Source organism: Nocardia sp. CA-128927, from assembly GCF_050955855.1.
Taxonomy (GTDB): domain Bacteria; phylum Actinomycetota; class Actinomycetes; order Mycobacteriales; family Mycobacteriaceae; genus Nocardia.
Genome location: NZ_CP192087.1, coordinates 8,835,279 through 8,860,493 on the forward strand (window position 1 = coordinate 8,835,279; position 25,215 = coordinate 8,860,493).

Consider the following 25,215-nt stretch of genomic DNA (forward strand, 5'->3'; position numbering starts at 1 on the left):
CGGCGCCGTCGAACAAGGGATTCCCTCATGTCCGCCTATGGCTTCGCCCACCTGCGCGCCCGCAGGCCGCACGCCGACATCCTCGAGTACCTGGAACGCATTCAGAACACCCTGGATCCGTTCCACGGCCGCTTCGTCATCCACGGTCCGCCCGCCGAGATCGTGGAGGGCGACTGGCCGGGCAGCATGGTCCTGATCGAATTCCCCGATCTGGACACGGCGCGGGACTGGTACCGCTCCCCCGCGTATCAGGCGATCGTCCGCCTGCGCACCGATCACATCGACGGGGACCTGCTGCTGATCGAGGGCGTCGGACCGGACTACGACCCGCGCGAACGGGCTGCGAAGCTGCGCGCCGAAGCCGCTGCCGGGTAAACCGGCCCGCGAATCCGTGGTCTGCCGGAGCCCAGCGTGTCCGGTTCCGGACGTTCGGCCGACTTTCTCCGGGCCGCCCCCGTCCGATACCGTTGACCAGGCACAACACGGCTCCACGCGATAAAGGATGCGCCTGATGGACGACAGTTCCCTGATCTGGGACGACGGTGCGCTGGTCACCATCGACCAGCGCGGACTGCCGCACGAAGTCCGCGAGCTGCGGCTCGACACGGTCGACGCGGTCATCGACGCTATCCGGGTGCTGGCCATCCGCGGCGCGCCCGCCATCGGTATCGCGGGGGCGTTCGGCGTGGTCATCGCGACCACCGCGCACACCGTCGACGGCGTCGTCGACGGGGTTCGGGTGCAGGCCGACGCCGATCGCATCGCGGCGGCCCGGCCGACCGCGGTGAACCTCGCGTGGGCGGTGCGCCGGGTGCGCGCCAAGGTCGCGCAGGGCGCCGCCGCCGTGCTCGCCGAAACCCTGGACATGCTCGCCGAGGACGGCCGGGTCAACCGGGCCGCCGCGACGCACGCCGCCGATCTGGTGCAGCGGCTCTGCCCGGACCGCCCGCTGCGCGTGCTCACCCACTGCAACACCGGACGGCTCGCGACGAGCGCGTTCGGGACCGCCATCGGCACGCTGCGGGTGCTGTCCGATCGCGGGGCGATCGAGAACGTCCTGGTCGACGAGACGCGACCGCTGCTGCAAGGTGCCCGGCTCACCACCTGGGAGCTGGCCGAGGCGGGCATCCCGCATCGGCTGACCATCGACTCCGCGGCCGCCTGGGCCATGGCGACCGGGCAGGTCGACTGCGTGCTGGTCGGCGCGGACCGGGTCACCGTGAACGGGGACGTGGCGAACAAGATCGGTACGTACTCGCTCGCGCTCGCGGCTCGGCATCATGGCATTCCGTTCATCGTGGTGGCGCCGGAATCGACCCGCGATCCGCACATGGCGACCGGGCGCGACATCGTGGTGGAGGAGCGGGCCGCCGCGGAGGTGATCGGATTCGGTGGTGTCGCAACGGCTCCCGAGGGGACCGAGGTGTTCAATCCGGCGTTCGATGTGACGCCCGGTGAGTTGGTTACGGCGGTCGTCACCGAGCTCGGTGTGGTGCATCGCGGGACCGACTCGTCATCCGTCGATGGTGCGCGCACGGCGAACCCGCTGCCCGGCAAGGCAATTGCCGATATCGCACGCGGGTTGTACCAACGCGGATGGATGCCAGGCACCGCGGGCAACATCTCTGTGCGGACCGGTGACACTGCCGTCATCACTGGAAGTGGCTTGTCCAAAGGCGAACTCACCGAAGACGATATGGTCACCGTCCAGGTAACCGATTCGACGCCGACCGCCGGAAACAGCCGGAAACCCTCGGCGGAGACCACGATTCACACCGCGGCGTATCGAGCCACTGCCGCGCAAGCCGTCGTGCACATCCATCCGCCTTATGCGACGGCGCTGGCGACCCGTTCCGGTGCGTCCGACGCGGTGACCGTGCTGCGCATCAGCGACTACGAGCTGATCAAGGGGCTCGGCGGCACCGATCCCTCGGTCATCGACATCCCGGTCTTCCCGAACTGGGCGGATGTGCCGCGCATCGGCGTCGACATCGAGCGCTATCTCACCGACCATCCCGCCGCTCCCCCGGTCCTGTTCATCTCCGGCCACGGGATCACCGCGTGGGGGGACAATCTTTCCCAGGCGCGCGATCGCGCCGAATGCCTGGAGGCGCTGTGCGAGCTGGTGGCCCGCACCGGGCGGCGCCAGGCCTTCGGTGCGCGCGACGAGACACTCGAGATTGGACTGACATGACCCTGCTCCAGGTGATGGCCGCCGACAACGCGGCCGATGTGCGGGTACGGACCACCGACGACGCGGTGATCGGCACCGAATTGGCAAAGCACGGCATCACTTTCGGCCGCTGGCCGGTGGTGGACAATGCCGCCGCGGTCGAGTCCGATGAGCTGCTCACGCATTACACCGACCAGGTCGCCGAGCTGAACGAGTCCGGGCGGTACAAGCACATCGACATCGCCCGCATCCATCCGGACGACGCGAACCCGGAGTGGCCGCAGATCGCCAAGGGTGCGCGGGAGAAGTTCCTCAACGAGCACCGGCACGCCGAGGACGAGGTCCGCTACTTCGCGGCCGGCCGCGGCTGCTTCTACCTGCACCTCGGACACGAAGTGCTGGCCGTCGTCTGCGAGGGCGGCGATCTGCTCTCGGTGCCCGCGGGCACCCTGCACTGGTTCGACATGGGTAGCAGGCCCGATTTCATCGCCATCCGGTTCTTCGAGGAAGAGGACGGCTGGGTCGGCGATTTCAGTGGTGATCGGATCAGTGAAGGGTTCCCGACCCTCGACGAGTTGCTCACCAACTCATGATCACGACGATCGTCGTCGATATCGAAGGGACCACCAGCCCAACCAGTTCGGTGCGCGAAGACCTGTACGGGTATACCCGCGAACGACTTCCGGCGTGGTTGGCCGAAAACCGCACCGACGCGGCGGCGCCCATCATCGCCGCCGCCCGTGCGCAGGCGGGGCACCCCGATGCCGATACCGATGAGGTCGCTGCCATCCTGCGGGGGTGGCTCGATTCCGACGTCAAGGCGGAGTCGCTCAAGGCGGCGCAGGGGTTGATCTGCGCGGAGGGTTTCCGCAGCGGTGCGCTGCACGGTGAGTTCTTCGCCGATGTTCCTCCCGCACTGCGGGACTGGCATGCGGATGGTCTCGCGTTGTACGTGTATTCGTCGGGATCTGTTCGCAACCAACAGGATTGGTTCGCGTTCGCGCGTGGCGGCGAATTGGCCTCGCTGGTCAGCGGTCACTTCGATCTGTCAACGGCGGGTGGTAAGCGCGAGGCCTCCTCGTACGAGAAGATCGCGGGCGCGATCGGTGTTTCCGGCGACCGCATCCTGTTCCTGTCCGACCATCCGGACGAGCTCGACGCTGCCGTCGCGGCAGGCTGGCACGCCGTTGGGCTCGCCCGGCCCGGCGAGCCCAATCCGCCACGCCCACCGCATCGTTGGGTCGATACGTTCGCCGACATCGACCCTGCGGCCGAGTGAGCTGGGATCAGCTCAGCGACTCGATGACCTTCGTGATCCGCCGGGGGCGGGTCTCCGCGCGTTTGGCCTCGGTGACCGCCGTGGTGTGTTCGCGCCGTCGCGAATAGGAGAGCTTGTCGAAGGTGGCGCGGAGACCGGCCGATCGCAGTGCGTCGGCCAGGTCGTCCGGAACCTCGACGGTTCGCTCGCCATCGTCGCGAGCCACGGTGACCTTGACACGGTCACCGGGCTCCTTCCCCAACTCGGTACGGATCGCCTTCAGTACTCCGAGGCAAGGCCCGGAACCCATGTCGGCGATCGAGCCGCGGTACTCGACGCCGTCGAATACCGCGGCGACCGGAATGCGGCCGCCACCGCCCGGCGCCGCGACCACCTCGGCCGGGACCGCGACGTAAGCGCCGCCGCCTGCGCCGGACTCGTTGGTCGCTTCGAATTGCTGCATGGGATCGACCCTAACCCCGGGTCCCCGCACTCAGGCGTGGTCGTAGGCGTCCTGGAGCGATTTGATGTCGAGCTTGGACATGCTGCGCAGTGCGGTGCCGACGGCGATGGTCTTGGCCGGGTTGTCGCCGCTCATCAGCGTCTGTAGGGCCGCGGGCGTGACCTGCCAGGACAGGCCGAAGCGGTCGGACAGCCAGCCGCACGGGCCAGGCTCGCCGCCGTCGGTGAGCGCGTCCCACAGCTGGTCGATCTCCTCCTGCGTCTCGACGACGATCTGCAGCGAGGCGGCGTCGGTGAGCGGGTGGCCTGGGCCGCCGTTCATCAGGGTGATCGCCTGGCCGTCGAGTTCGATCGTGGCGACGAACGCGACTCCGTCCGCGTTGCGGGTGACGTCGGTGATCCGCGAGTTGGGCAGCAACGAGGTGTACAGGGTGGCAGCCTCTTCGGCCGCGCTGTCGAACCAGAAGAAAGTGTTGACGGACATGATGTGCTCCTTGCCGGTGGTGTGTGACTTGCTGTCACCCTCTGGTCGGAGCCGTCATCCCCGCTTCGACCTATCTCGCCACATTTCTCGAAAGTTTTTTCTGGCCGGGTCCGACCTGGGCTTTCAGCGAGGCGGTAGCTGATCGAGGTACGGGCGGATAGCCTTTTCGGCGGCCGCCGGATAGTCGAGCCCGCCCGCCGCGGCGACCTCTCTGGCGAGTTCACCGAACAGATCCGCCGTCGCCTGCGCCTGCCGCAACGGGTCATCGATCGCGAAGACCCGCTCGACCCGCTCCCGGCGCCGCCCACTCCAGCATCTTGGTGCCCGAATGCCAGACATCGTGTCCGACGCCGTACCGCACCGACGCATGCCATTCGATCATCGTCCGAAGCAGTTCCTTGGTCTCCCAGTCCCTGGACTTGACGACCCACATGTCACCTCGCGCCAAATACCTTGGCAAATGCGCGATTTCGAACCAGAACTCCGAACACAGTTCCGTGAACTCCTGCTGATCCGGCAGCTCTACGCTCGGCGCCGACCCGCTCGCCGCAGGCAGCCCGGCCGCCGCCCCATCCCGGTCGAACAACACCTGATACCCCCGCTCGTGCAACTCATCCAGGCCGTCCTCGACCATCTCCGCCAACAACTCGACCGGCACAACCTGAAAGTCGACCTTCACCCCACCCTCGAAGAACACCAGATGCGCCGGATTGTCATACGGCCCTTCCAACTCGACATTCACCCACACCTCCCCCCAACTCACGCACCCACCCATCCTCCCCCAGGTACAACTCCACATCCGTGGTGAACAGCTCAATATCGTGATCCGACAACGCATCCACCGCCCCATCCCCCCGAGCCCGCGACCCCGTCCGCAACACAACCCGAACATCGTCCCGCCCCCGAGCCCACTCCACCACCCGCCCCACAATCGGTTCGTCCCCCGCAACCGCCATCACCGAGTCATCCATGATCACAATGCTGCCCGATGGATCCTGAGCGGACAAAGAGTTTGTCGCACGCTCCGCGGCATCGAGTTCGAACCGGATACGCGCCGCCTCGTAGCGAGCCTCGGCCCCTGGCCGATTCATCGCTCCGGCACGCCAGTCAGCCCAGCGCACATGTTCGCCCACAGATCTCACTCCCCCAAGAGTTTGTCGGTCAGAAGGCTTGCTTCGATTACGCCTGCCCGGCGGCAGAGAGATCGGCGACGTTGGTCACCGTCGCCGAAAGACGAAGCCACGAGCGCAGCATGACCTGGTCGTCGCACGAAGTGATGCGAACATGGACGTCAGGCGGGACTTCGATCGATCGCGCATCGAGGATGTCGAGAATGCATCTGGCGAGCACCTCGGCCAAGCCCCTGATGCGCCCCTCTTCGCGCAGGCGCTGCGAGGTCTCCGAACGGAAGAACGACAGGTCGAGCGTCATCAGCCGACCTCGAAAAGCTCAGTAACCGTGGTTACCGTCACCGATTGATCGAGCCAGCCACGCAGCACCTCGAGGTCGGTGCACGACGTGATCCGATCTCGCATATCGTCCGCTACGGCGAATCCGCGACGTTCCAGGACCCGCAGAATGCTTGCCGCAACCCCCTCGGTCCGCCCCTCGTCCCGCCCCTCTTCCCGCAGGCGCTGCGAGGTCTCCGAACGGAAGAATGCTGGGTCGAGGGACATCAGTTGCCTCCAAGTGTTGGCGGCCGGGCCATCGCCCAGGCCGAGTTCGGTGAGTTCGGCGAAGACGTGGGCGTCTTCTTCGTCGATTCCCCGCAGTGCTGCGGCCAGCGACTTCAGTATCGCATCAATGCTGGGGTCGTTGGCGTGCGTCATTGCGGAGAGGGCGGCTAGTGGGACGTCGTCGGCGGCCGTGGCCGGATCGGTGACGACCGGCACGTTGTCAGGGCCGAGGACAAGGGGGGACATGGTGAGGCTGCTGGCCCAGAACGACGGTCCGAGCTGGGTGGTGCGGGCCGCCCACGCCGCGGTGCCGCGGTCGTGGCAGACGACCAGCAGCACCGCGGGAAGGCGATATTTCGCGTGCGCGTGGGCCAGGTAGTACGCCCACGCCGCAGGCTTGTCGGGGTCGTCTTTGCCTTGGGCCTCAACGAGTAGCAGAAATCGGCCCGCGGGCACGGTGAATCGTAATAGGGTGTCCACTCGGCGCTCGAGTGGTCTGATCTCGGTGAGATCGGTTGGTAGCAAAGCCACTTCGCTCGGGTCGCCCAGGGGAACTTTCAATTCGCGAAATGCGCGCGCGAACATTCCTGGGTCGTGCTGAAAGATCCGGTGCAACGCTTCATGCTGAGAACCGACCATGCCGACGAAGATACCTCGAGAATCGAAAGTATGTTCGAGTCACAATATGGGTGCGAAACGGGCTAGGCGCAGGGTGGGGCGGGGGCGTCTTCGAAGAGGGGCTTGCCGGTGGGTGGGGCGTAGACGACGTCGAGGATGAGGGGGTCGGGGCCTAGGTTGCGGCCGATGTGGACGTTCCAGTCGCCTTCGGGTTCGTAGATGAAGTCGCCTGCGTGGTAGACGGGGGCGACGCAGTCGGGGCCGGGATGGGTGAGGGTGCCTGCGCGGATGATGCCGAAGACGGGGCCGTCGTGGTAGTGCTAGCCGGTGGAACCGCCTGGGGCGATGGTGATTTCGCGGACGACGAGGTCGGTGCCCGCGACGAAGGGGAGCAGGCCGGCGGGGATTTGGGCGGCGGCGAGGGTGACGGCGGTGATGTAGGTGCCGGGGGTGGCGTTGGCGGGGGCGCCGGTGCAGAGGGCGGCGGCGAGCATGATCGTGACGGCGGTTCCGCGGGTGAATGGCGTCATCGCGGGAGCATATCGGGGCAGGGCGGAGCACGGGAATACCCGAATCGGGCCTGGTCGCGGCGGGATTCCCGGATACGGCCGGTTTGCCGGGATTACCTGGATACGGGCGTCCGGATCGGCAGAGTTCACCCAGTGTTCGCACTCGTCTCGTGGTGTCGAGTTGCCGGGGGCGCTCGAGCGGTAGAGCATCGGTCGGTATGGCGTCGAATCCGCTGAATCCCGCAGGCGACATTCCGGAAACCGGAATCCCAGGCGGGCTTTCCGCCCAGATGACGATGGCCGAGCAGCACGACTGGCACCGCGACTACCTGCGACGGCATCCGGTGTCGCGCCGCAACATCCTGCGCGGGGCGGCGGCGGCCGCGGCCGTGGCGGCGGTCGGCACCTCGCCGTTCGGTCAGCGCGCCTACGCCCAGGACGCGCAGCTCGCGGTGGGCGGGCGGCACGTCGGGTTCGGACCCGACTCGACCAGCCAGCTGCGCTTCGCGGCCCAGCTGTCCAGGCAGCCCGCGGGCGCCAAGGTGTTTCTCGATCACGGCCCGACACCCGCGCTCGGCGCGACGGTGGAGGCCGAGGTGCGCAACCTGCTGACCCAGCTGCCGAGCAGCGACGGCGGAGTGCTTGCGGCAGAACAGTTCTACGCGCACGCGCCGGTGGACGGACTGCCCGGCCGGGTGCCGCATTTCTATCGCTGGCGCACCGCCGACGGGTTCGCCGGCGACATCCGCGCCGCGGCCACCGCGATGCCCACCGCGCGGGCCGCGCTCGTGCCGTTCCGCTTCACCATGATGGGCGATCAGGGCACCGACGAAACTCCGGCGCTGCCAGCGGGTGTCGCGCCCGGCGACTACGACGACAAGTACTACAAGGCGGACAACGATCCGAACGCACCGCACGCCACCAACGTGCTGCGCCAAATCGCCGCGGCCAGACCGGATTTCCACATCCTGGCCGGTGACATCGCCTACGCCGATCCGTCCGGCGCGGGCAAGCCCGCCCAATTCGTTTCGCACGGTGCGCAACTCCCGGACGGCTTCGACAAGTTCAACCCGTACGTGTGGGACGTCTATTTCGGCGCCATCGAGGCCAGCGCCGCCCAGACACCGTGGATGTTCGCGACCGGCAACCATGACATGGAGGCGACCTACGGCGCCCTCGGCTACGGCGGGCACGCGGCGCGGCTCGACTTTCCGGGCAACGGGCCGTCCGGCTGCCCGTCGGCGTATTCATTCACCTACGGCAATGTCGCGGTGCTCTCGCTCGACGCCAACGACGTCTCCTACGAGATTCGCGCCAACACCGGGTATTCCGTTGGGGCACAAACGACTTGGGTGGAGCGCACGCTGGCCGCCTACCGTGCGAACCCCGGCATCGACTTCCTCGTCTGCTTCTTCCACCACTGCGCCTATTCGACGACCGACGCACACGCCAGCGACGGCGGGGTGCGCGACGCCTGGGTGGCGCTGTTCGACCGGTACCAGGTGGATTTGGTGCTGCAAGGGCACAATCACGTTTTCGAACGCACCGACCCGATCCGCGGCAACGTCGCGACGAAGGTCGCGGGCGACAACTCGGTGGTCTATCCGGAAACCGATGGCACGGTCTACTACACGGTCGGCGGCGGCGGGCGACCCCGCTACGACTTCCAGCCGGGATCACGGGAGTCCTACCGCGGCAACGAATTACCGGACACCACGGTGCCCAACAGCTACGTGTGGGCAGGCGGCGGCGACAAGGTGGACGAGGCGGCCCCGTGGTCGCGGGTCCGTTTCCGCAACTACTCGTTCTTGCGCGTCGATGTCCGTCCCGGCGTCTTCGCCAGCGAAATGGACGTGACCGCCGTCGACGAATACGGCCGCGAGTTCGACCGGGTCACCTACCGCAGGCAGGTTCGCGACTGACCGACGCGGGCTACTTCTTCTTTTTCGGCGGCAGCGTCCGCGCGTAGTCGACGCCGCGGTCGACCCACTCCCGCAGCACCGCGTCGTCGTCGGCCGCGTCGGGCGTGACGCGCAGCCAACCGACCATGTCCCGGCCACCCATCACCATGGGCCGCACGAACTCGATGCCGAGCAACTCGTCGCTTTCCTTCGGGTCGACCCGGACCAGCAGCCCACCCTGCCCGCTGGCCGCCACCGCCATATTGCCGCCGATCAAGAAGGCCAGGCCGCCGAACATCTTCCGCTCGGACAGCTCCGGCCCCGGTTTGATCATCAGCCGGATGCGATCGGCCAGTTCCTCGTCATATGCCATAGCGGCATTGTCGACCCAGACACCGACAGATTCTGGGCGAAACGCTAAGCACCGATCGCCGCGGCGAACAGCGGCCAGGACAGGTGCACGTCGTCCTGCCAGTAGGTCCAGGCGTGGGTGCCCGCCGGGCGCAGGTTCGCGGTGACCGGGATGCCGAGTTCGTGCAGCCGGTCGACGAACGGCCGGGTGCAGCCGCCGACGACCGTCTCCATCACGCCGCCGACCAGCATGCGGTCGATCAGCCGGCCCGGGTTGCCGTCGACGCCGCGGTCGCCGATGTTGTCGTGCTCGCCCGGTGCGCCGTTGCCCGACGAAACGTACAGCGCCAGGCCGCGCAGGCGTTCCGCCTGCAGCATCGGATCGTTCGCGGCCCAGGCCGGGTTGTCCGGCCCGCCCCACATGTTCGTCGCGTTCGCGCCGAATACCGCGAGCTGCGCCGAGACGTACGCCTGTGCCACCGGATCGCTGGTGCGCGGGCAGCCGCTGTAGGCGCCGACCGCTTGATAGAGGCCGGGTGCGCCGGTCGCGAGATTCAAGGCCGAGGTGGCCGACATGGACAGTCCCGCAATGGCATTGCGGCCGGTCATGCCGAACTTGGCTTCCAGCAGGGGCGGCAGTTCCTTGGTCAGGAAGGTGGTCCACTGGTTGCGGCCGAGCGCCGGATCGTCGCGCACCCAATCGGTGTAGTAGCTGGCGCGGCCGCCCATCGGCACGATCACGTTGACGTTCTTGTCCGCGAAGAACTCCGCGACATCGGTGCGCCGGGTCCACGGCCCGCCGTCCTCGCCGCCGTCGACGGCGTTGAGCAGGTACAGCGCGGGCGCACCGGAGCCGGGGTGCGACATCCACAGCGTGATGGGCTTGTTCATGGCCGCCGAGTGCACGACGACCTCGTGTTCCCGCCCGCCGAGCGGTCGCACATCCAGGATGCGGGACTCGGGGTCGGCGGCGGCCGTCGCGGCCGGGACGAGCGCGGCGACAACCGCGAGAAGGGGAACCAGGCAACGCATCGGCCGGCGCATGGCGTCGAGTATCTATCAGGGTCGCCGGGACTCCCGGCATTCACCGGGCGTGTTCGCCGAACGAATGAACGCGCAGGTCGGTGATGGCATCGTCGGCGACATCGGTCATGCGCAGGCGCTCAGCAATCGACCAGCGCAACCGCCGGGGCAGGTCGGGCGCCACCTGCGTCAGATACGCGTACAACCATTCCGTGCGCCCGACCAGGAACGGGAAATCGGTGTTCATCATCTTCCGGATCACCAGCATCGGCAGCGGGGCGTCGAGGGGGCGGAAGTCCTTGTTCCACAGGCCGGATACGCCGCAGCCCGGATAGAACTGGCCGAGCATCAGCCCCTGCTCCACCACGGCGGTCTTGTGCGCCAGATGCACGGCGTCGACCAGTTCGTGGCGGGTGAGGTCAGGAAAGATGGTGACGGAGGTCAGCATTCGGGCGTCCGCGTCGGTGCGCAGGCAGCGGTAGATCTCGAAGGCGTCATCCATTGCCGCGGACATGGTTTCGACGGTCAGGTCGTTGCCGCCCGGGACGATCGCCGCCCACAGGCTGTGGTGCGTAATTGTATGGCGGACAAAGGGACACACCGGACCGTCCCTGCCCAATTGGGGATGCGGATGGACCAAGTGGTCGCCGATATAGCGAATCAGGTTGGCGGCGTTCGGGTTCCGCCGCGCCCACTCCCCTGGTTCGTCATAGACGTTGCACCACTCGAAACCGGTACGCGCGCCTACGTGTCTGCGCGCGGTCGAGGCGGTCACGGTGCGGTCCGCGCCGCGGCGGGCACGGCGATGCGCTCGAGGTGGCGGGCCAGGATCGGGCCGATCACGCCGACGACGGCCGAGTTGGTCAGCTGGGCGTGGGTGGCCGCGACCGGATGTTCGATGAGGTCGCCGGTGACGAACGGGCGCCACAGGTCGGCTCCGAAGAGTTCGGTCATGCCCTGGGTGGCCGAGAAGTACAGCAGGTCACCGTCGAAGACGCCGGGGCGGTAGCTGTGCGAGACGGCGACACCGTCGACGTAGCCGCGGTGCAGTCGCTCCAGCTGGGTCACCGACAGGCCGGTGCCGAATGACGCACCCGCGCGGGCCAATTCGGCGGCGGCCTCGGCGGCCGTCACCTCGGGGGCCGCGTCGGCGTCGACGGGTTCGTCACCGAGCAAGTGGGTCAACAGATCTCGCATGCGCGGCACCGGTGGCGGGTCCGCGCCGTCGGGGAAGACGATGCTGTCCAGCATGGCCAGTGCGGCGACCGAGGCGCCGCGGGCGCGCAGCCGGACGGCGATCGCGTGCGCGATCTGGCCGCCGAGCGACCAGCCGAGCAGGTGATACGGGCCGTCCGGTTGGACGCGGATCATCGCCTCGACGTAGCTGTCGGCGAGGTCGTCGATGGTGTCGATCGAACGGTCGGGGCCGGTCAGTGTCGGCGCCTGCAAGCCGTACACCGGGCGGTCGGTGATGTAGCGGGCCAGCCCGGCGTAGCACCATGCCAGCGGTACGGCGGAGTGGACGCAGAACAGTGGTGGTCGAGTTCCCCTGCGGCGCAAGGTCAGTAAGACGCCTAGTGCATCGTCACCGGAGACATCCGCGGCGTCGTAGCCGGTGATGCGTTCGGCCAGCGCCTCGACGGTCGGTGTCGTGTAGAGCCAGCGCACCGTCACCGGGACATCGGTCGCGGCGGCCAGTTCCGCCGAGACTGCAACGCCCAGTAAGGAATTCCCGCCGAGTTCGAAGAAGTCGTCGTCCAAGCCGACGCGCGATTGCCCTGTTGCCTTGCCGATGTGCTCGGCGACCAGTTGCTGTGCCGTGGTCTCGGGGGCGCGGTAGGGACGGGGCGCTACTACCGGGGACGGTAAGGCGGCGCGGTCGAGTTTGCCGTTGCCCGACACCGGTAGTCGGTCGAGTTCGATCAGCGCCGACGGGACGAGCGCGGCCGGAAGTGCGCCGCGTAGTCGGCGCAACGTCTCGGCGGGATCGAATCGAGTTCCCGCTGCCGCCACCACATATCCGACCAGTCGGGCCTCCGGTCGCCCGGCATCGGCGACGGTCACCACCGCGTGGGCGATCCCCGGCTCCGTGAGCAATACCGACTCGATCTCAGCCGGTTCGATACGCCGTCCACGCACTTCGACCTGCCCGTCGACCCGGCCGAGGAATTCGAACGCGCCGTCCGGGCCCGTGCTGACCAGATCGCCCGTGCGATACAGCCGTTGCCCGATGCCGAACGGGTCGGCGATGAACCGGACGGCGGTGCCTGCCGGGTTGCGGAGATAGCCGTCCGCGACACCGATACCACCCAGGTACAGCTCTCCCCTGGCGCCCGGCGGAACCTGAATCAGTCGCGAATCGAACACCACCGCAAGCACTCCCGGCAGCGCTGCGCCGATCGTGATGGGTTCACCGGGCACCATGGCCGCGGTTTGCGTTGCCATCACGGTGGTTTCGGTCGGGCCGTAGCCATTGAACAGGCGGACGTGCGGTGCCCACTCGCGCACCAGCTCCGGTGGGCATGCCTCACCGCCGACCACGACGGCTTGCAGGCCGGGCAGGTCGGCGGGTGTCAGGGTGGCGAGCACCGCTGGCGTCGTGAGGAAGTGGGTGCAGCCGCTGTCTTCGATCAGCCGGGCCAGCGCGCCGCCCGCGACCACCGACGGCGGCTCGACCGCCAGTCGGGCGCCTGCCGCGAAGCAGGCGAGCAGTTCCAGCAGATGCGCGTCGAAGGATGGTGCGTGGGCGTGCAGCACGACCGAATCCCGGCCGACCCCATAGTGTTCGGTGATGTAGTCGGTCAGCGACCCGAGCCCGCGATGGGTAACCAGCACACCCTTGGGCGCACCGGTGGTGCCCGATGTGTAGATCAAGTAGGCCGGGTGATCCGGCCGCAGCGACCGTGGCCGTTCCTTGTCGTCGATCGGCGTGCTGGCTCGGCGCTCGACCTCTGCCGCCGTCCGGGAGTCGTCGAGCATCAGCCAATGGATGCCGCGCCTACCCGAGCCCTTGCGCTCACCGACTGCGCCATCAGGCCGTGTGGTGGCGCGCTGCCTGCCTTCCCCAGCGAGGATGGGTTCGGCCTCCCCGGCGGCGAAGGCGGTGTCACACGGCAGGCAGTCGCGCACCGCAGCGACCGTAAGCCCTTGCCGTGCTCCGGAATCCGCGATCACCGTGGCGATCCGATCGGCGGGATCGTTCGGGTCGACCGGCACGAAACACGCTCCGGCCTTGGCGACCGCCCACAGCGCGAGCACCGATTCGAGCGACCGCTGGATGGCGACCACGACGAATTCGCCGGGCCGTGCGCCGCCCGCCATCAGTTCGCGGGCCCATCGAGACGACGCCTCGTCCAGCTCGCGGTAGGTCATCGTCCGACTGCCGTCCTGCACGGCGACGGCGTCCGGCATCAGGCCCGCGCGCAGCAGATCCGGCAACACGCGGATCGGGCCGGCGGGCTCCGTCGCCACCGGTGCGGGCGGTGTGAGATCCAAAGCCGGTATCGGGCAATAGGATTCGGCGGCGAGGAAGTGGCCGAAGTAGTCGAGGAACATGCGGTGCTGCCAGGCGAGCATGTCTGGCCGATAGCGGGCCGGGTTGGCGTGGAAGTCGATGCTGATCGAGCGCTCGTCGGGACCGGCCTGATAGCCGTTGATCAGGAGGTCCTCGACCGGGCCCAGGGAGAGCAGGCGCACCTGCCCGGTCAGCGCCCCGAGGCCGAACGGTTCGGTGAATCCGAGCACGTTGACGACCGGTCCGAAGCTCCCGCGCACCACGTGATGCTGCCCACGGTCGCGCTGCATGTCCTCGTAGCGGTATCGCTGATGACGCAGCGCGCCGATCACCCGCGACCGCACCTGGGCGATGACCGCGCCGACGGTGGCGGTATCGAGGCCGGTCAGCCGCAGCGGCACCACATTCGACATCGAGCCCGCCGAACGGCGTAGTGCGGCGGTGGGGCGCGCGGTGACCGGCAGGGTGAGCGTGACCTCGCCGCGGCCCGTCATCCTGGCCAGGTAGCAGGCGAAGGCGGTGACGGCCAGTTCGGGGAAGGTCGCGCCGTGGCGGGCGCGGGCGGCGGCGACCAGTTCCGCCGTCGCGGCGTCCAGCGTCGCGGTCACGCGATGCGGTCGCGGCTCCGGGGCGGCGGGGCGTCCGGCCAGGCCGAGGGGTTCGCCGAGCGTTTCGAGCTGGTTGTGCCAGTAGTCCCGGTCGGCTGCGGCGCGGGCCGAATCCTGGTATCTGCGTTCGTCTTCCAGTAGTTCCGGCACGGACAATGGCTGGATTGTTTTCGGTTCGGTCACCGAATCACGCATTGCCGCAATGCTGTCCACCGTCGTCTCAACGGGGGCCATGGTGCGAGTCGAACCCGCTGCCGCACTGCCGGATTCGCTGTCCGAGACAACGTCCGCCGATCGCCACAGCACCCTTGCGGTAGGTCGACGATGACCACTGCCCGACTCACGACCGATGAACGTCGCGATCGCACTACCTAGTCCTTGCCCCGCAACGACTTCCGAGCGGTAGAGCTCGCCCGTGCGACGCAGTACCGCTGCGGCTCCCACGCCGTCGACGACGATGTGATGGCTGCGCAGGTACAGCAGATGATGGTCCGGCGCCACCTGGAACACCGTCGCGACGGTGAGATCGTCGGTGAGCGGATCGAGCGGCGAACCGTAGTCGCGTTCCATCTGCTCCTGCGCCGCGGCGATCGGGTCAGCATGGTCGGTCAGATCCGCCAGCCGTATCGGGAGTTCCGCGGTGGTGTCGACGTACTGGCGTGGATACCCGTCGACCAAGCGGAATCGCAGGTTCGGCGACTGGAGTTCGCGGGCCGCGCGGCGGGCGCATCGCGACATCAGGGCGACGTCGAGCGGACCGGTCAGGTCCAGATACATCGCGACCGCGATCGGCACCGACGGGTGCAATTGCTGGGCCACCCACCAGCGCAGCTGCGCCGTCGACAGTGGATACATCGACTGTGCCGTTGCCTCCGCCCGGTCGAGCGACACGGCGTCGTCGGCTCCGGTCAACACGCCTCCCTCGGATTCGGAAGCCACCGCTGAATCATCCACGGCAAACTTACGGCATCCGAACCCGAACAAGCCGTAATTCCAGCACAATCGGCGCGTGCTGAGGCTTCTGTCAGCACATATGGTCGGAGCCGAGCCGTTTGGCCCGGTCCGGCCCGGCGCGATAAGCCCTCCTGGAGTACCTCTCGCTACGCGATGGCAGGCACCTCGACCGAGACGTCCTCGAGCCCGTCCGGCTAGCCCGGATCGGCGGGCACCCTTCGCTCAGACGACGCGGGTTCGCACCAGGTCCCGCGCGGCGGCGCAGTATCGGTCGGCGATGAGCCGGACCACGGCGGGGTGAACACCGATGGGTTCGGCGACGCCGTCGGCACCCGCTTCGTGCAGACGTTGCTGAAACAGGCCGTGCGCCAGCAGGTACGACGCGATGAAGACGCGTTCGGCACCGGAATCACGCAGCGCAGCAACGACTTCCGGTACCCGAGGTGTTCCGGTGGCGATATACGCGAGCCGAACCGGAGTGCCTAGACGTTCGGTGAGCATGGCGGCGGCACGGCGAACATCTTGGCGGGCACGGGAATCCGAGGAACCAGCCGCAGCGAAGACAACCGCGTCACCGGGCCGCCAACCCGCGGCACGCAAACGCATGGTCATGATCCGCGCCAACGCCGGGTCCGGGCCCATGGCCGGGGTGACCGCCACCGAAGTGTGACCACTCTCCGCCACTTCCCGTGGGACGTCCTGATACACGTGATAACCGGAGGCGAGGAACGCCGGAACAACCACGGCCGGAACGGATTCCCCCGCCGCTTCGCTCAAATCGCGCAGCACCTCGGCAGGCGATGGACCGAGCACATCGACGAAAGCGGTTCGCACGGCAGGCACGGGCATCCCGGGTAGCTCGGCATCGCGCCCCGAAATCGCGACGCCGAGCTCCCTGGCCACCGCCTCGGCCAGCGCGGCGATCATCTGTACCCCACGGGTGCTCCTGGTGCCGTGCGCCACCAGCACTAGGGCGGGGTCATTCATGACGTCCCCAAGGTCTGCACATACCGCGTCGGCCCGCCGGGCGCCGCTTCGGGTCGCGGGTTGTTGTCGATGCATTCGGCCGCGTCCAACGCCAACCGATACCCACGCTTCACCACCGTCTGAATCGCCTTCGGCGCACCGAGTCCGGCGCGCAGCCGGGCGATCGCGGTCTCGACGGCATGGGTGTCGTCACCGCCGCCGGGCAGCGCGGCGAGCAGGTTCTCCCGGGACACGACCCGGCCGGGCTGGCGAGCCAGCGACCGCATCAGCGCCATCGGCGCGGGCGCGAGCTGACGCACTGCACCATCGACCACTACACAGCCGCCGCGCACGCTGAGCGTGTGCCCGGCGGCATAGATCCGATTGGCCCGCCGTGGCAGTTCCTCGGCGACGTGCCGGGCAAGCGCACCGAGCCGGGCGCGGCCCGGCATCGACGTCGCCACGCCGAGCTCCTCCAGCGGCGCCGCGGTGATCGGGCCGACGCACGCGGCGAGCACCCGCCCGCGCAACGCGTGCAACACACCTTCGAGCAGTCCGGTTTCCTTGGCGCGCATCAACATCGACGCCACGGCGGGCGCGCTGGTGAAGGTCACGCAGTCCAGATTGGACGTCACGATGGCTTCGATCAGCTGGTCCATCGGACCCTGCTCCTCCGGCGGCATCCACCGATACACCGGCACCGGCACGACATCCGCACCGGCACAACGCAATACCTCACAGAAGTCGGGCACCGGCTCCCACTCGGTGGTGGCGCCGTGCAGCTGCACCGCGATTCGCACACCCTCGACGCCCTCGGCGAGGAGGTGATCGAGCACCTCGGCAGAGGACTCCGAGGCGGGCGACCATTCCTCACGCAATTCGGCGGCACGGATGGCGCCCTTGGCTTTCGGGCCGCGCGCCAGCATTCGGGTGGCGCCCAGCGTCGCGCGCAGGTCCTCCGCGACGCCCCAGCCTTCGGCCGCCTCCATCCAGCCGCGGAAGCCGATGCCGGTGGTGGCCACCGTGATTCGTGGCGGATCGAGGATCAGCTGGCGGGTCACCCGCTCCAGCTCGGTGTCGTCGGCCAACGGGATGATTCGGATGGCCGGGGCCGACACGATGTCGGCCCCGCGCCGCTGCAGCAGCGTGGCGAACTCGTCGGCTCGCCTGGCCGCCGTGATGCCGATGGTGAAACCAGCAAGGCAGGGGCCGGCGTCGATGGTTGTCATGCGGTTTACCCGTCCGAGGAAGCGAGCCCGGAACTTACCGGCTCGTTGGAGATCGAAACGATGCCGTCGGCTACGCGGACCGCGTACACCGGCAGCAGCGCCGATTCGTCGTCCAGGCACTGCCCGTCGACCAGGGAGAACGCCTGCTTCAGCAACGGCGAGGCGACGACGGGGACGCCGCCGCGGTCACCGACGATGCCACGCGACATGACCGCCGCGCGTCCGATCGGATCGATGTTGCCCACGGCGTACAGCATGCCGTCGGCCAGCAGGAACAGGGCGGCCTGGCGGCCACCTTTCAGCAACACCGCGACGCCGCGGCCGGGAATGAGGTAGTCGAGTCGGCACGCCTGGGTCCAACCGGTGGCGGTAACTGCGGCGATGCCGGGGGTATCGATCACGGTCATGGGTGTCATCCTCCAAACGCCTTACCCATTGGTACAGGCGAGCTGTTTCTATGGGGTTAAGCCGTCATTTCCCGTGCGTGGCGACCGGCAGGTCCGGCATACCCAGCAACACCGGCACCTTGCGTTCTCCGGTTTCGTCGAACGAGATTGTGGGATCGGTCTCATCGGGGGCATTGACGAAGGAAACGAAGCGCGACAGCTTCTCCTCGTCCTCCAGCACCGCGGCCCACTCGTCGCGGTAGCCGGCGACATGCTGGGCCATCGACGCCTCCAACTCGTCGGCGATGCCGAGGCTGTCTTCGCAGACGACCTGCTTGAGGTAGTCGAGGCCGCCCTCGAGGGCTTCCTGCCACGGCGCGGTGCGCTGCAACCGGTCGGCGGTGCGGACGTAGAACATCAGATAGCGGTCGATGTACTTGATCAGCGTCTCATCGTCGAGGTCACCGGCGAGCAGCACGGCGTGCTTCGGGGTGAGCCCGCCGTTGCCGCCGACGTAGAGGTTCCAGCCGTGCTCGGTGGCGATAACGCCGACGTCCTTGCCGCGTGCCTCGGCACATTCGCGGGCGCAGCCGGACACCGCCAGCTTCAGCTTGTGCGGGGAACGCAGTCCGCGGTAACGCTTTTCGAGCAGCACGGCCATGCCGACCGAGTCCTGCTGACCGTAACGGCACCAGGTGGAACCGACGCAGCTCTTCACCGTGCGCAGCGACTTGCCGTACGCGTGACCGGATTCCATGCCGACATCGACGAGGCGCTGCCAGATCCGCGGCAGCTGTTCGACGCGGGCGCCGAACAGATCGATCCGCTGGCCGCCGGTGACCTTCACGTAAAGGTCGAATTCCTTGGCGATTTGGCCGATGGTGATGAGCTGATCGGGGGTCACCTCGCCGCCGGGCATCCGCGGCACCACCGAGTAGGTGCCGTTCTTCTGCAGGTTGGCCAGGAAGTGGTCGTTCGTGTCCTGCAGTGCGGCCTGCTCGCCGTCGAGGATGTGCTCGCTCGAGGTCGAGGCCAGGATGGAGGCGACGGTCGGCTTGCAGATGTCGCAGCCGGTTCCCTTGCCGTACTTGGTGATCAGGCCGGAGAAGGTGCGGATGCCGGTGACCTGGACGATCTGGAACAGCTCGGCGCGCGACTGGCCGAAGTGCTCGCACAGCGCCTTGGACAGCTGCACGCCGGACTGCTCCAGCAGCTTCTTGAGCATGGGAACGCAACCGCCGCAGGAGGTTCCGGCGGACGTGCACTTCTTGATGCCGGGGATATCGCACGCGCCGTCCGCGATGGCGCCGCAGATCGCGCCCTTGGAGACGTTGTTGCAGGAGCAGATCTGGGCGTCGTCGGGCAGCGCGTCGGCGCCCAATTCCGCACCGGCGGGCGAGATCAGCGCGGCGGGCTCGGCGGGCAGCGGCCGCCCGACCAGCGGGCGCAGCGCGGCGTAGGCGGTGGCGTCGCCGACCAGGATGCCGCCGAGCAGGATCCGCGCGTCATCGGAGACAACGAGTTTCGCGTAGGTGCCCTTGGCCGCGTCGTGCAGCACCACCGACAGCGCGCCCTCGGTGGTGCCGTGCGCGTCGCCGAAGCTGGCCACGTCGACGCCGAGCAGCTTGAGTTTGGTGGACATGTCCGCGCCGGGGAATTCGCCTGCGCCGCCGAGCAATCGGTCGGCGACGATCTCGGCGGTGGTGTAGCCGGGCGCGACGAGGCCGTAGCAGGTGCCCTCGACCGCGGCGCATTCGCCGATGGCCCAGATGCTCGGATCGGAGGTCTGCAGACCCAGATCGGTGCTGATGCCGCCGCGCGGGCCGACCTCGAGTCCGCTGTCGCGGGCGATCTGGTCGCGTGGGCGCACGCCCGCGGAGAAGACGACCAGCGAGGCCTCGATCGACGAGTCGTCGGACAGGCTGACCCGGATACCGTTGTCGGCCTGCTCGATCGAGGCGGTGCCGACGCCGGTGTGCACGTGCACGCCGAGATCGGTGACCAGGCGTTCCAGGATGGCGCCGCCGCCCTCGTCCACCTGGGCGGGCATCAGCCGCTGGTTGTACTCGACCACGTGCGGCGTGAGACCGAGCAGCCGAAGGGCGTTCGCCGCCTCCAGGCCGAGCAGGCCACCGCCGACCACGACGCCGACGGCACCTGGTCCGGCTGCTTCAGCGGCCGCTCTGATGCCGTCCAGATCGTCGATGGTGCGGTAAACGAAGCATTCCGGTCGGTCATGGCCCGGCACCGGCGGAACGAACGGGTACGAGCCGGTGGCGAGCACCAGCGCGTCGTAGGCGATGGTGTCGCCTGCCGATGTGGTGACCTTGCGGGTGTCCCGGTCGATCGTCTCGGCGCGTTGTCCGAGCCGTAGCTCGACCAGCGCGTCACCGGCGTACTCGTTGCCGGGCAAGGCCAGCGCGGCGGTGTCCCAGGCGCCCACGTAGGCGGACAGGCCGACGCGATCGTAGGCGGGCAGCCGCTCCTCGCTCAGCACGACCACCTGCCACTGCCCGACCTCGTCCCGCGAGCGCAGTGCCTCCACGAACCGGTGCCCGACCATGCCGTGGCCGACGACCACGGCGGTCTTGCGCAGGGCAGGTGCGACTGAGTGATTCGTCGGCGTGCTCAAGAAGGGCCTCCAATGATCCGGTTGGCCCAACGGTAGGAAACAGGTATTGCCGCCATGCTGCGCGCGATGACCGGAGCATCAACGGTTGCTCACGGTTGCCCGGACGCCCGGGTGAGCTCGGCGCTATGTTGCGCGGATGTGACGCAACGGTTTCCGCGCGTCACCAAGAAGCCAGCCTTGCGCTAGTCGGCCGGTGAGGTGTGACGCGGAAAGCATGAACGCCGCCGCACCGCCGCGCAACTCGAACGGTGAGATCGTCCGGAACCGGTGCCGGTCGAGTACGGCGAGCAGCAACGACCCGCCACGCAGGCAGCTATGGGCAGCGTCACTCTCGGCCATGTTGACGGTGTTCACATAGCCGGTTAAGTTAACGGCGTCAACATCATGGAGTGTCTGCGAGCGGCACGCTCGGTCAGCGAACCAAAGGACGAAGGATATGCACGCCACCGCACTCCTGCGCAGCCCGAAGATCTGGGTGTTCACCCTGTTCGGCGCGCTGCTGGCAGTCGTGCTGACCGTCGGATACCTCGGCGGCACACTGAACACCGACACCCCGACCCAGCGGGTGCCCATCGTCTGGGCCGACACCGACCAGGGCAACGGCACCCAGAATCTGGGCACCGTACTGACCGGGGAGGTCCTGACCGGGCGCGCACACGAGGCCGCACACTGGCTTCCCGTCACCACCGAGGCGCAGGCCCGCGAGCTGCTCACCACGGGCGCCGCCTACGCCGCGGTGGTGATCCCGGCCGATTTCACCGCCCGTGTCGCCGCGCTGAACGACCTGCGGGGCGGACCCGACACGGTCCGAGTCACTGTGCTGACCAACCCGATTGCGGGCCCCGCGGCCAGCGGTACCGCCAGCGGCATCGCACAAGCCGTGCTGGCGGAACTGTCCCCCGAGCTGCGATTCGAGTCGGCTCGCGCCGCGAACCTCACCGCAGCGACCGCGGACCCAGGAACCTCGGCGCTGGTCGCCGACCCGATCCGGGTCACGCTCACTCCCGTCGGACCGATCCCGGCGCACAGCGCGGGCGGAATGGCCGCGTTCTACTACACGCTGGTGCTGATCCTGACCGGATTCCTGCTCGCCCAACTGCTGCACTCCGGTGTCGACGGCGTCCTAGGTTTCACGCCACGGGAGTTCCTGCACAAGCGCGCCACCCACCCGCCGCTGCCGATCAACCGGGTGCACACGCTACTGGCCAAAACCGGGCTGATGATCGGCTGCGCGGTCGTGGCAGGCACGGTGATCGAGGCCGTCGCGGTGCTCGCGCTCGGCATGCCCGCCCAGCATCCGCTGGGCCTGTGGGGTCTGTCCGTGCTCGCGGTCGCCACCGCCGGTGTACTTCCGCTCGTCCTGCTCGCCGTCTTCGGCGCACCGGGCGCGTTGGTCGCCACGATCGTCCTCGTGGTGTTCGGCGTTCCGTCCTCCGGCGGCGCCTACCCGCCCGAACTACAGCCGGAGGTGTTCCGGTGGCTCGGCCAGATCCTGCCGATGCGCCACACCACCGACGCCGCCCGCGACCTGATCTTTCCGGTCACCGGCAACGGTGTGATCGTCAGCGTCGTCGCCATCGCCCTGTGGCTGGTGGCCGCCCTCGCCGCCGGACTGGCCGTCACCGCCTTCTATGACCGCACCGGTCGCCACCGCGTCAGCGTCGACGAACGCGCGCGGGCCGACCGCGCCTGAATAACCCCACTCCGAAAGACGGGACACACCATGACTTCTCCGACGCCCGAGCCCTTGATCCTGAACAGTTCCCTTGGCGCCGTGGTCAAGACAGGCGCTTGGCAGGTGCCCGCCTCGATCGTCGCGACCTCGACGATGGGGGCCGTCACCCTGGACTTCACCACGGCCGAGTGCGCGCACGACGAGGTCGAGATCCGCGTCGACTGCCGGGCAGGCAAGATCGTCCTGATCGTGCCGGACGAGTGGGCAGTGGACACCGATCAGCTCAGCGCCACCGGCTCGGGCGTCGATCTCACCCCCGGCCGCCGACCGCAACCCGGCATGCCCCGGCTGCGAATCACCGGCCAGGTCACCTGGGGTCGCCTGGTCATCACCGACGCGACCGGCTACCAGACCGAACGGGACGAGCGCGCCACCCGACGAGCGGCCCGCGACGACCGCCATGCCGAGCGGCGCGCGGCGCGTCAGCAACGCCACCACTGATGACCCCGAACAGCTTGCGGCTCAACCGGTCAGCGCGTCGGTGATGAAGCGCTGGGTCCGTGCGATGGTGTTTTCTCGTTCGGCATCCCCGAGCGTGCTCAGCGGGCCACCGTCGAGCAGGAACTCGGCTAGGCCGTGCACCGTGACCCACACCGAGAGTTCCGCGCCGGGGCGCCGGGCGGCCGGCATGCGCCCGCTGGCCACCAGCTCGTCCAGCGCCTCGGACAGCAGGCGGAACGACTCCGAGCCCGCAGGGGTCGGCGTGTGCTGATCGAACGCGGCACGGAACCAGCCCGGCTCGGTCTTGGCGAACCTGAGATACCCGCGGCCCAAGGCGTGCAGGCCCGCCAAACCCGGATCGGCCTGATCCGGCACCGGTTCGGCGAGCATGGCCGCGGTGAGCGCCCGTTGCGCGTGCGTCTTGACCGCCGCAAGCAGATCGAGATGGTTGGCGAAATGCCGATACGCGGAGGTCGCCGAAACCCCGACTTGCCGCGCGACCTCGCGTAGCACCACCGCCTGCGGACCACCGTCTCTGGCCAGCGCGACAGCCGCCGCCACCAGCGCATTGTGCAGGTCGCCATGGTGGTAGTGCTCCCGTCGGACCGTCGAGCCGGCCATCCGCAGTCACCACACTTTCCACCGCTGTTTTATCGAAACCATAAGTTGACACCGTCAACTTACCAGGACCACCAGAGAGGCCACACTCATGAACAAGCCATGGGGCCGCCTGCATGGCAGCGCCTGCCGTCCTACTACGCCATCGCTACCCGCGATCAGATGATTCCCGTTGCGGGACAACGGCTCATGGCCGAACGGATGAATGCCACCACCGTCGAGGTCGCCACCGGCCATGTCGCCATGCTCGGCGCACCCGACGCCATCGCGGAACTGATCAGCGCCGCCGCCGAACGGTGACGCAGAACCCGTAGTCGCGAGGGTCCCGGCCTGACGCCGCTATTCGGACCCACGGCCGGGCATACCAGGCCGTGGGTCCGAATGTGGCTAGCTCCAGGTGTCTTCGAGCATGCGCGGCTTGCAGGCCAGCCAGGCACCCGCGAGCAACACCAGCACGGCGACAGCGAGCAGCGCGAAGGGCGCGAGCCAGCCGTCGGTCACCGAGTGCAGCACGCCGAACAGCAGCGGGCCGATGCAGGCGACCGCGTAGCCGACGCCCTGGGTGAATCCGGAGAGGGCGGCGGAACCACCGGGGGTGTTGGTGCGCAAGTTGATCAGGGTCAGCGCCATCGGGAAGGTGCTCGGGCCGAGGCCGAGCAACACCACCCACAGGATGGGCACGCTCATCGGGGCGACGAGCAGTCCGATGAAGGCGGCGATGAAGAAGACGGCACAGCCGACCACGACGGGGAACGGATTGCGGAATCGCGTGACGATCGTGGGCGCGCTGAGTGCCGCGGCCAGACCCACTACCGCGAACAGACCGAGCATCGAGCCGCCGAACCCGGCGCTTGCTCCGGCGTCGCTGAGGATCTTGGGCAGCCAGGTGAACATCGCGTAGGTGATCAACGACGTCATACCGAACATGCCCGCCATGCCCCAGGCGACCGGGGAACGCCAGACGCGGCCCGCACGCGGCGCGTCGGTGGGCAGTGCGGTGGTGTCGTTGACATCGCGGCCGCGCCGGTCGCGCAGCACGCCGATCCACGGCACCATGGCCGCGAAACCGAGGACCGCCCAGAGTCCGAGCGAGATCCGCCAGCCGTGCGCGTCGGCGATCGGGACCGCGATGAACGCGGGCACCACGGTGCCGAGCTGCACCGACATGATGTACAGCGAGCTGACCACCGCGAGCCGATCGGCGAAGTACCGCTTCACCAGCGGCGGGATCACCACGTTGCCGATGCCCATGCCGGCCAGCGCCAGCGCGGAGAAGACGAGGAGTTCGGCGGTGCCAGACAGCAGCACCCGGACCAGCTGGCCGGTGCCCGCCATCAGCATGGCGATCAGCGCGGTGCGCTCCAGCCCGAAGCGACGGACGAGCACGGGGGTCAGCAGGCCGGACAGCGCGAACATCGCGGTCGGGATCATGCCGAAGACGCCGACCACCGCGGTGCCGTAGCCCACGTCGTTACCGATGCGTTCGGCCAGCGGACTGAACGCGGTGACGGCGACGCGGAGGGTGAGCGCGGACATAACGATGGCCGCGAGAACAAGGAGACGACCCTCCGTCAGCGCGCGCCGACGCTGCCCGACCTGGGGTGATTCCGGCTGGGTCGGGGTTTTCTGGAGGGTTGCAGTCACTGCGAAATCATAGGATGACCGGATGATAGGAGG

General features: G+C 68.2%; 26 protein-coding genes and 1 pseudogene. 8 read left to right on the top strand and 19 right to left on the bottom strand.

Features of this window, described 5'->3' with window-relative positions:
• The first annotated feature begins 27 nt into the window (after positions 1–27).
• The 4 genes from ACQPW1_RS41055 (at position 28) to mtnC (ending at position 3,452) form a co-directional block, all read left to right on the top strand.
• On the top strand, positions 28–375 hold the full coding sequence (locus ACQPW1_RS41055) for a DUF1330 domain-containing protein (RefSeq protein WP_433658476.1): 348 nt from the start codon (positions 28–30) through the stop codon (positions 373–375).
• Positions 376–511: 136 nt separating this feature from the next.
• Positions 512–2,194: an S-methyl-5-thioribose-1-phosphate isomerase gene (mtnA, locus tag ACQPW1_RS41060; RefSeq protein WP_433658478.1), complete on the top strand. Its 1,683-nt coding sequence runs from the start codon at positions 512–514 to the stop codon at positions 2,192–2,194.
• Positions 2,191–2,766 (top strand): 1,2-dihydroxy-3-keto-5-methylthiopentene dioxygenase, encoded by a 576-nt coding sequence (locus ACQPW1_RS41065; protein ID WP_433658480.1) that lies wholly within the window; start codon positions 2,191–2,193, stop codon positions 2,764–2,766. Before mtnA ends, ACQPW1_RS41065 begins: the two co-directional genes overlap by 4 nt.
• Entirely contained in the window at positions 2,763–3,452 is a 690-nt protein-coding gene (gene mtnC / locus ACQPW1_RS41070; protein WP_433658482.1) for an acireductone synthase, read from the top strand. The genes ACQPW1_RS41065 and mtnC overlap by 4 nt, the downstream gene beginning before the upstream one ends.
• Positions 3,453–3,459: 7 nt before the next feature.
• Here mtnC and ACQPW1_RS41075 read toward each other — a convergent pair whose 3' ends face one another.
• The 8 genes and pseudogenes from ACQPW1_RS41075 to ACQPW1_RS41110 form a co-directional block, all read right to left on the bottom strand.
• Complete coding sequence (locus tag ACQPW1_RS41075) at positions 3,460–3,894, bottom strand: DUF1905 domain-containing protein (RefSeq protein WP_433658484.1); 435 nt, start codon at positions 3,892–3,894, stop codon at positions 3,460–3,462.
• A gap of 30 nt (positions 3,895–3,924) precedes the next feature.
• The gene (locus ACQPW1_RS41080) at positions 3,925–4,377 is read right to left on the bottom strand and encodes a VOC family protein (RefSeq protein WP_433658485.1); all 453 of its coding nucleotides are present in this window, start codon (positions 4,375–4,377) and stop codon (positions 3,925–3,927) included.
• A gap of 123 nt (positions 4,378–4,500) precedes the next feature.
• Positions 4,501–4,635: a hypothetical protein gene (locus ACQPW1_RS41085; RefSeq protein ID WP_433658487.1), complete on the bottom strand. Its 135-nt coding sequence runs from the start codon at positions 4,633–4,635 to the stop codon at positions 4,501–4,503.
• A gap of 4 nt (positions 4,636–4,639) precedes the next feature.
• Positions 4,640–5,140, bottom strand: a complete 501-nt coding sequence (locus tag ACQPW1_RS41090) for an aminoglycoside 6-adenylyltransferase (protein WP_433658489.1) — start codon at positions 5,138–5,140, stop codon at positions 4,640–4,642.
• Positions 5,091–5,468, bottom strand: coding sequence for an aminoglycoside 6-adenylyltransferase (locus ACQPW1_RS41095; RefSeq protein ID WP_433665474.1), 378 nt, complete (start codon positions 5,466–5,468; stop codon positions 5,091–5,093). Before ACQPW1_RS41095 ends, ACQPW1_RS41090 begins: the two co-directional genes overlap by 50 nt.
• 88 nt (positions 5,469–5,556) lie before the next feature.
• Positions 5,557–5,808 (bottom strand): hypothetical protein, encoded by a 252-nt coding sequence (locus ACQPW1_RS41100; RefSeq protein WP_433658491.1) that lies wholly within the window; start codon positions 5,806–5,808, stop codon positions 5,557–5,559.
• Positions 5,808–6,584 carry a hypothetical protein gene (locus tag ACQPW1_RS41105; protein ID WP_433658493.1) on the bottom strand — a complete coding sequence of 259 codons (777 nt, stop codon included), beginning with the start codon at positions 6,582–6,584 and terminating at the stop codon, positions 5,808–5,810. The genes ACQPW1_RS41100 and ACQPW1_RS41105 overlap by 1 nt, the downstream gene beginning before the upstream one ends.
• Positions 6,585–6,754: 170 nt before the next feature.
• A pseudogene (locus ACQPW1_RS41110) lies at positions 6,755–7,201 on the bottom strand (cupin domain-containing protein).
• 197 nt (positions 7,202–7,398) lie between these two features.
• Between ACQPW1_RS41110 and ACQPW1_RS41115 the strand changes: the two are divergent.
• Positions 7,399–9,102 (top strand): metallophosphoesterase, encoded by a 1,704-nt coding sequence (locus ACQPW1_RS41115; RefSeq protein ID WP_433658495.1) that lies wholly within the window; start codon positions 7,399–7,401, stop codon positions 9,100–9,102.
• Positions 9,103–9,112: 10 nt separating this feature from the next.
• Here ACQPW1_RS41115 and ACQPW1_RS41120 read toward each other — a convergent pair whose 3' ends face one another.
• The 9 genes from ACQPW1_RS41120 to ACQPW1_RS41160 all read right to left on the bottom strand — a co-directional run bounded on the left by ACQPW1_RS41120 (position 9,113) and on the right by ACQPW1_RS41160 (position 21,083).
• A complete protein-coding gene (locus tag ACQPW1_RS41120; protein ID WP_433658497.1) occupies positions 9,113–9,454 on the bottom strand; it encodes a TfoX/Sxy family protein in 342 nt (113 codons plus the stop codon).
• Between the two features lie 44 nt (positions 9,455–9,498).
• Positions 9,499–10,476, bottom strand: coding sequence for an alpha/beta hydrolase (locus ACQPW1_RS41125; protein WP_433658499.1), 978 nt, complete (start codon positions 10,474–10,476; stop codon positions 9,499–9,501).
• A 40-nt stretch (positions 10,477–10,516) separates the two neighbouring features.
• Positions 10,517–11,230, bottom strand: coding sequence for a DUF6875 domain-containing protein (locus ACQPW1_RS41130; RefSeq protein WP_433658501.1), 714 nt, complete (start codon positions 11,228–11,230; stop codon positions 10,517–10,519).
• A complete protein-coding gene (locus ACQPW1_RS41135; RefSeq protein WP_433658503.1) occupies positions 11,227–15,516 on the bottom strand; it encodes an amino acid adenylation domain-containing protein in 4,290 nt (1,429 codons plus the stop codon). The genes ACQPW1_RS41130 and ACQPW1_RS41135 overlap by 4 nt, the downstream gene beginning before the upstream one ends.
• Before the next feature lie 237 nt (positions 15,517–15,753).
• Positions 15,754–16,518, bottom strand: a complete 765-nt coding sequence (locus tag ACQPW1_RS41140; RefSeq protein ID WP_433658505.1) for a sirohydrochlorin chelatase — start codon at positions 16,516–16,518, stop codon at positions 15,754–15,756.
• Positions 16,515–17,726: a uroporphyrinogen-III synthase gene (locus ACQPW1_RS41145; protein ID WP_433658507.1), complete on the bottom strand. Its 1,212-nt coding sequence runs from the start codon at positions 17,724–17,726 to the stop codon at positions 16,515–16,517. The genes ACQPW1_RS41140 and ACQPW1_RS41145 overlap by 4 nt, the downstream gene beginning before the upstream one ends.
• 5 nt (positions 17,727–17,731) lie before the next feature.
• Positions 17,732–18,133, bottom strand: a complete 402-nt coding sequence (gene nirD, locus ACQPW1_RS41150) for a nitrite reductase small subunit NirD (protein ID WP_433658509.1) — start codon at positions 18,131–18,133, stop codon at positions 17,732–17,734.
• A 64-nt stretch (positions 18,134–18,197) separates the two neighbouring features.
• Positions 18,198–20,708 (bottom strand): nitrite reductase large subunit NirB, encoded by a 2,511-nt coding sequence (gene nirB / locus ACQPW1_RS41155; protein WP_433665475.1) that lies wholly within the window; start codon positions 20,706–20,708, stop codon positions 18,198–18,200.
• Between the two features lie 159 nt (positions 20,709–20,867).
• Entirely contained in the window at positions 20,868–21,083 is a 216-nt protein-coding gene (locus ACQPW1_RS41160) for a hypothetical protein (RefSeq protein WP_433658511.1), read from the bottom strand.
• A 97-nt stretch (positions 21,084–21,180) separates the two neighbouring features.
• Between ACQPW1_RS41160 and ACQPW1_RS41165 the strand changes: the two genes are divergently transcribed.
• Complete coding sequence (locus ACQPW1_RS41165) at positions 21,181–22,437, top strand: YhgE/Pip domain-containing protein (RefSeq protein ID WP_433658513.1); 1,257 nt, start codon at positions 21,181–21,183, stop codon at positions 22,435–22,437.
• Positions 22,438–22,467: 30 nt separating this feature from the next.
• The gene (locus tag ACQPW1_RS41170; protein ID WP_433658515.1) at positions 22,468–22,920 is read left to right on the top strand and encodes a hypothetical protein; all 453 of its coding nucleotides are present in this window, start codon (positions 22,468–22,470) and stop codon (positions 22,918–22,920) included.
• A 21-nt stretch (positions 22,921–22,941) separates the two neighbouring features.
• Here the strand turns inward: ACQPW1_RS41170 and ACQPW1_RS41175 are convergent, their stop codons facing one another.
• On the bottom strand, positions 22,942–23,541 hold the full coding sequence (locus ACQPW1_RS41175) for a WHG domain-containing protein (protein ID WP_433658517.1): 600 nt from the start codon (positions 23,539–23,541) through the stop codon (positions 22,942–22,944).
• Positions 23,542–23,640: 99 nt separating this feature from the next.
• On the opposite strand from ACQPW1_RS41175, the gene ACQPW1_RS41180 reads away from it, so the two are divergent.
• Positions 23,641–23,838 (top strand): alpha/beta fold hydrolase, encoded by a 198-nt coding sequence (locus ACQPW1_RS41180; RefSeq protein WP_433658519.1) that lies wholly within the window; start codon positions 23,641–23,643, stop codon positions 23,836–23,838.
• 87 nt (positions 23,839–23,925) lie between these two features.
• Here the strand turns inward: ACQPW1_RS41180 and ACQPW1_RS41185 are convergent, their stop codons facing one another.
• On the bottom strand, positions 23,926–25,182 hold the full coding sequence (locus tag ACQPW1_RS41185; RefSeq protein ID WP_433658521.1) for a CynX/NimT family MFS transporter: 1,257 nt from the start codon (positions 25,180–25,182) through the stop codon (positions 23,926–23,928).
• Positions 25,183–25,215: the final 33 nt, after the last annotated feature.

What these genes read in the sequence shown, in the direction of transcription:
- ACQPW1_RS41055 (WP_433658476.1), top strand. Translation starts at nt 28, where the DNA reads ATGTCCGCCTATGGCTTCGCCCACCTGCGCGCCCGCAGGCCGCACGCC.
- mtnA (WP_433658478.1), top strand. Translation starts at nt 512, where the DNA reads ATGGACGACAGTTCCCTGATCTGGGACGACGGTGCGCTGGTCACCATC.
- ACQPW1_RS41065 (WP_433658480.1), top strand. Translation starts at nt 2,191, where the DNA reads ATGACCCTGCTCCAGGTGATGGCCGCCGACAACGCGGCCGATGTGCGG.
- mtnC (WP_433658482.1), top strand. Translation starts at nt 2,763, where the DNA reads ATGATCACGACGATCGTCGTCGATATCGAAGGGACCACCAGCCCAACC.
- ACQPW1_RS41075 (WP_433658484.1), bottom strand. Translation starts at nt 3,894, where the DNA reads ATGCAGCAATTCGAAGCGACCAACGAGTCCGGCGCAGGCGGCGGCGCT.
- ACQPW1_RS41080 (WP_433658485.1), bottom strand. Translation starts at nt 4,377, where the DNA reads ATGTCCGTCAACACTTTCTTCTGGTTCGACAGCGCGGCCGAAGAGGCT.
- ACQPW1_RS41095 (WP_433665474.1), bottom strand. Translation starts at nt 5,468, where the DNA reads ATGAATCGGCCAGGGGCCGAGGCTCGCTACGAGGCGGCGCGTATCCGG.
- ACQPW1_RS41100 (WP_433658491.1), bottom strand. Translation starts at nt 5,808, where the DNA reads ATGACGCTCGACCTGTCGTTCTTCCGTTCGGAGACCTCGCAGCGCCTG.
- ACQPW1_RS41115 (WP_433658495.1), top strand. Translation starts at nt 7,399, where the DNA reads ATGGCGTCGAATCCGCTGAATCCCGCAGGCGACATTCCGGAAACCGGA.
- ACQPW1_RS41120 (WP_433658497.1), bottom strand. Translation starts at nt 9,454, where the DNA reads ATGGCATATGACGAGGAACTGGCCGATCGCATCCGGCTGATGATCAAA.
- ACQPW1_RS41125 (WP_433658499.1), bottom strand. Translation starts at nt 10,476, where the DNA reads ATGCGCCGGCCGATGCGTTGCCTGGTTCCCCTTCTCGCGGTTGTCGCC.
- ACQPW1_RS41140 (WP_433658505.1), bottom strand. Translation starts at nt 16,518, where the DNA reads ATGAATGACCCCGCCCTAGTGCTGGTGGCGCACGGCACCAGGAGCACC.
- ACQPW1_RS41145 (WP_433658507.1), bottom strand. Translation starts at nt 17,726, where the DNA reads ATGACAACCATCGACGCCGGCCCCTGCCTTGCTGGTTTCACCATCGGC.
- nirD (WP_433658509.1), bottom strand. Translation starts at nt 18,133, where the DNA reads ATGACCGTGATCGATACCCCCGGCATCGCCGCAGTTACCGCCACCGGT.
- ACQPW1_RS41160 (WP_433658511.1), bottom strand. Translation starts at nt 21,083, where the DNA reads ATGGCCGAGAGTGACGCTGCCCATAGCTGCCTGCGTGGCGGGTCGTTG.
- ACQPW1_RS41165 (WP_433658513.1), top strand. Translation starts at nt 21,181, where the DNA reads ATGCACGCCACCGCACTCCTGCGCAGCCCGAAGATCTGGGTGTTCACC.
- ACQPW1_RS41170 (WP_433658515.1), top strand. Translation starts at nt 22,468, where the DNA reads ATGACTTCTCCGACGCCCGAGCCCTTGATCCTGAACAGTTCCCTTGGC.
- ACQPW1_RS41175 (WP_433658517.1), bottom strand. Translation starts at nt 23,541, where the DNA reads ATGGCCGGCTCGACGGTCCGACGGGAGCACTACCACCATGGCGACCTG.
- ACQPW1_RS41180 (WP_433658519.1), top strand. Translation starts at nt 23,641, where the DNA reads ATGGGGCCGCCTGCATGGCAGCGCCTGCCGTCCTACTACGCCATCGCT.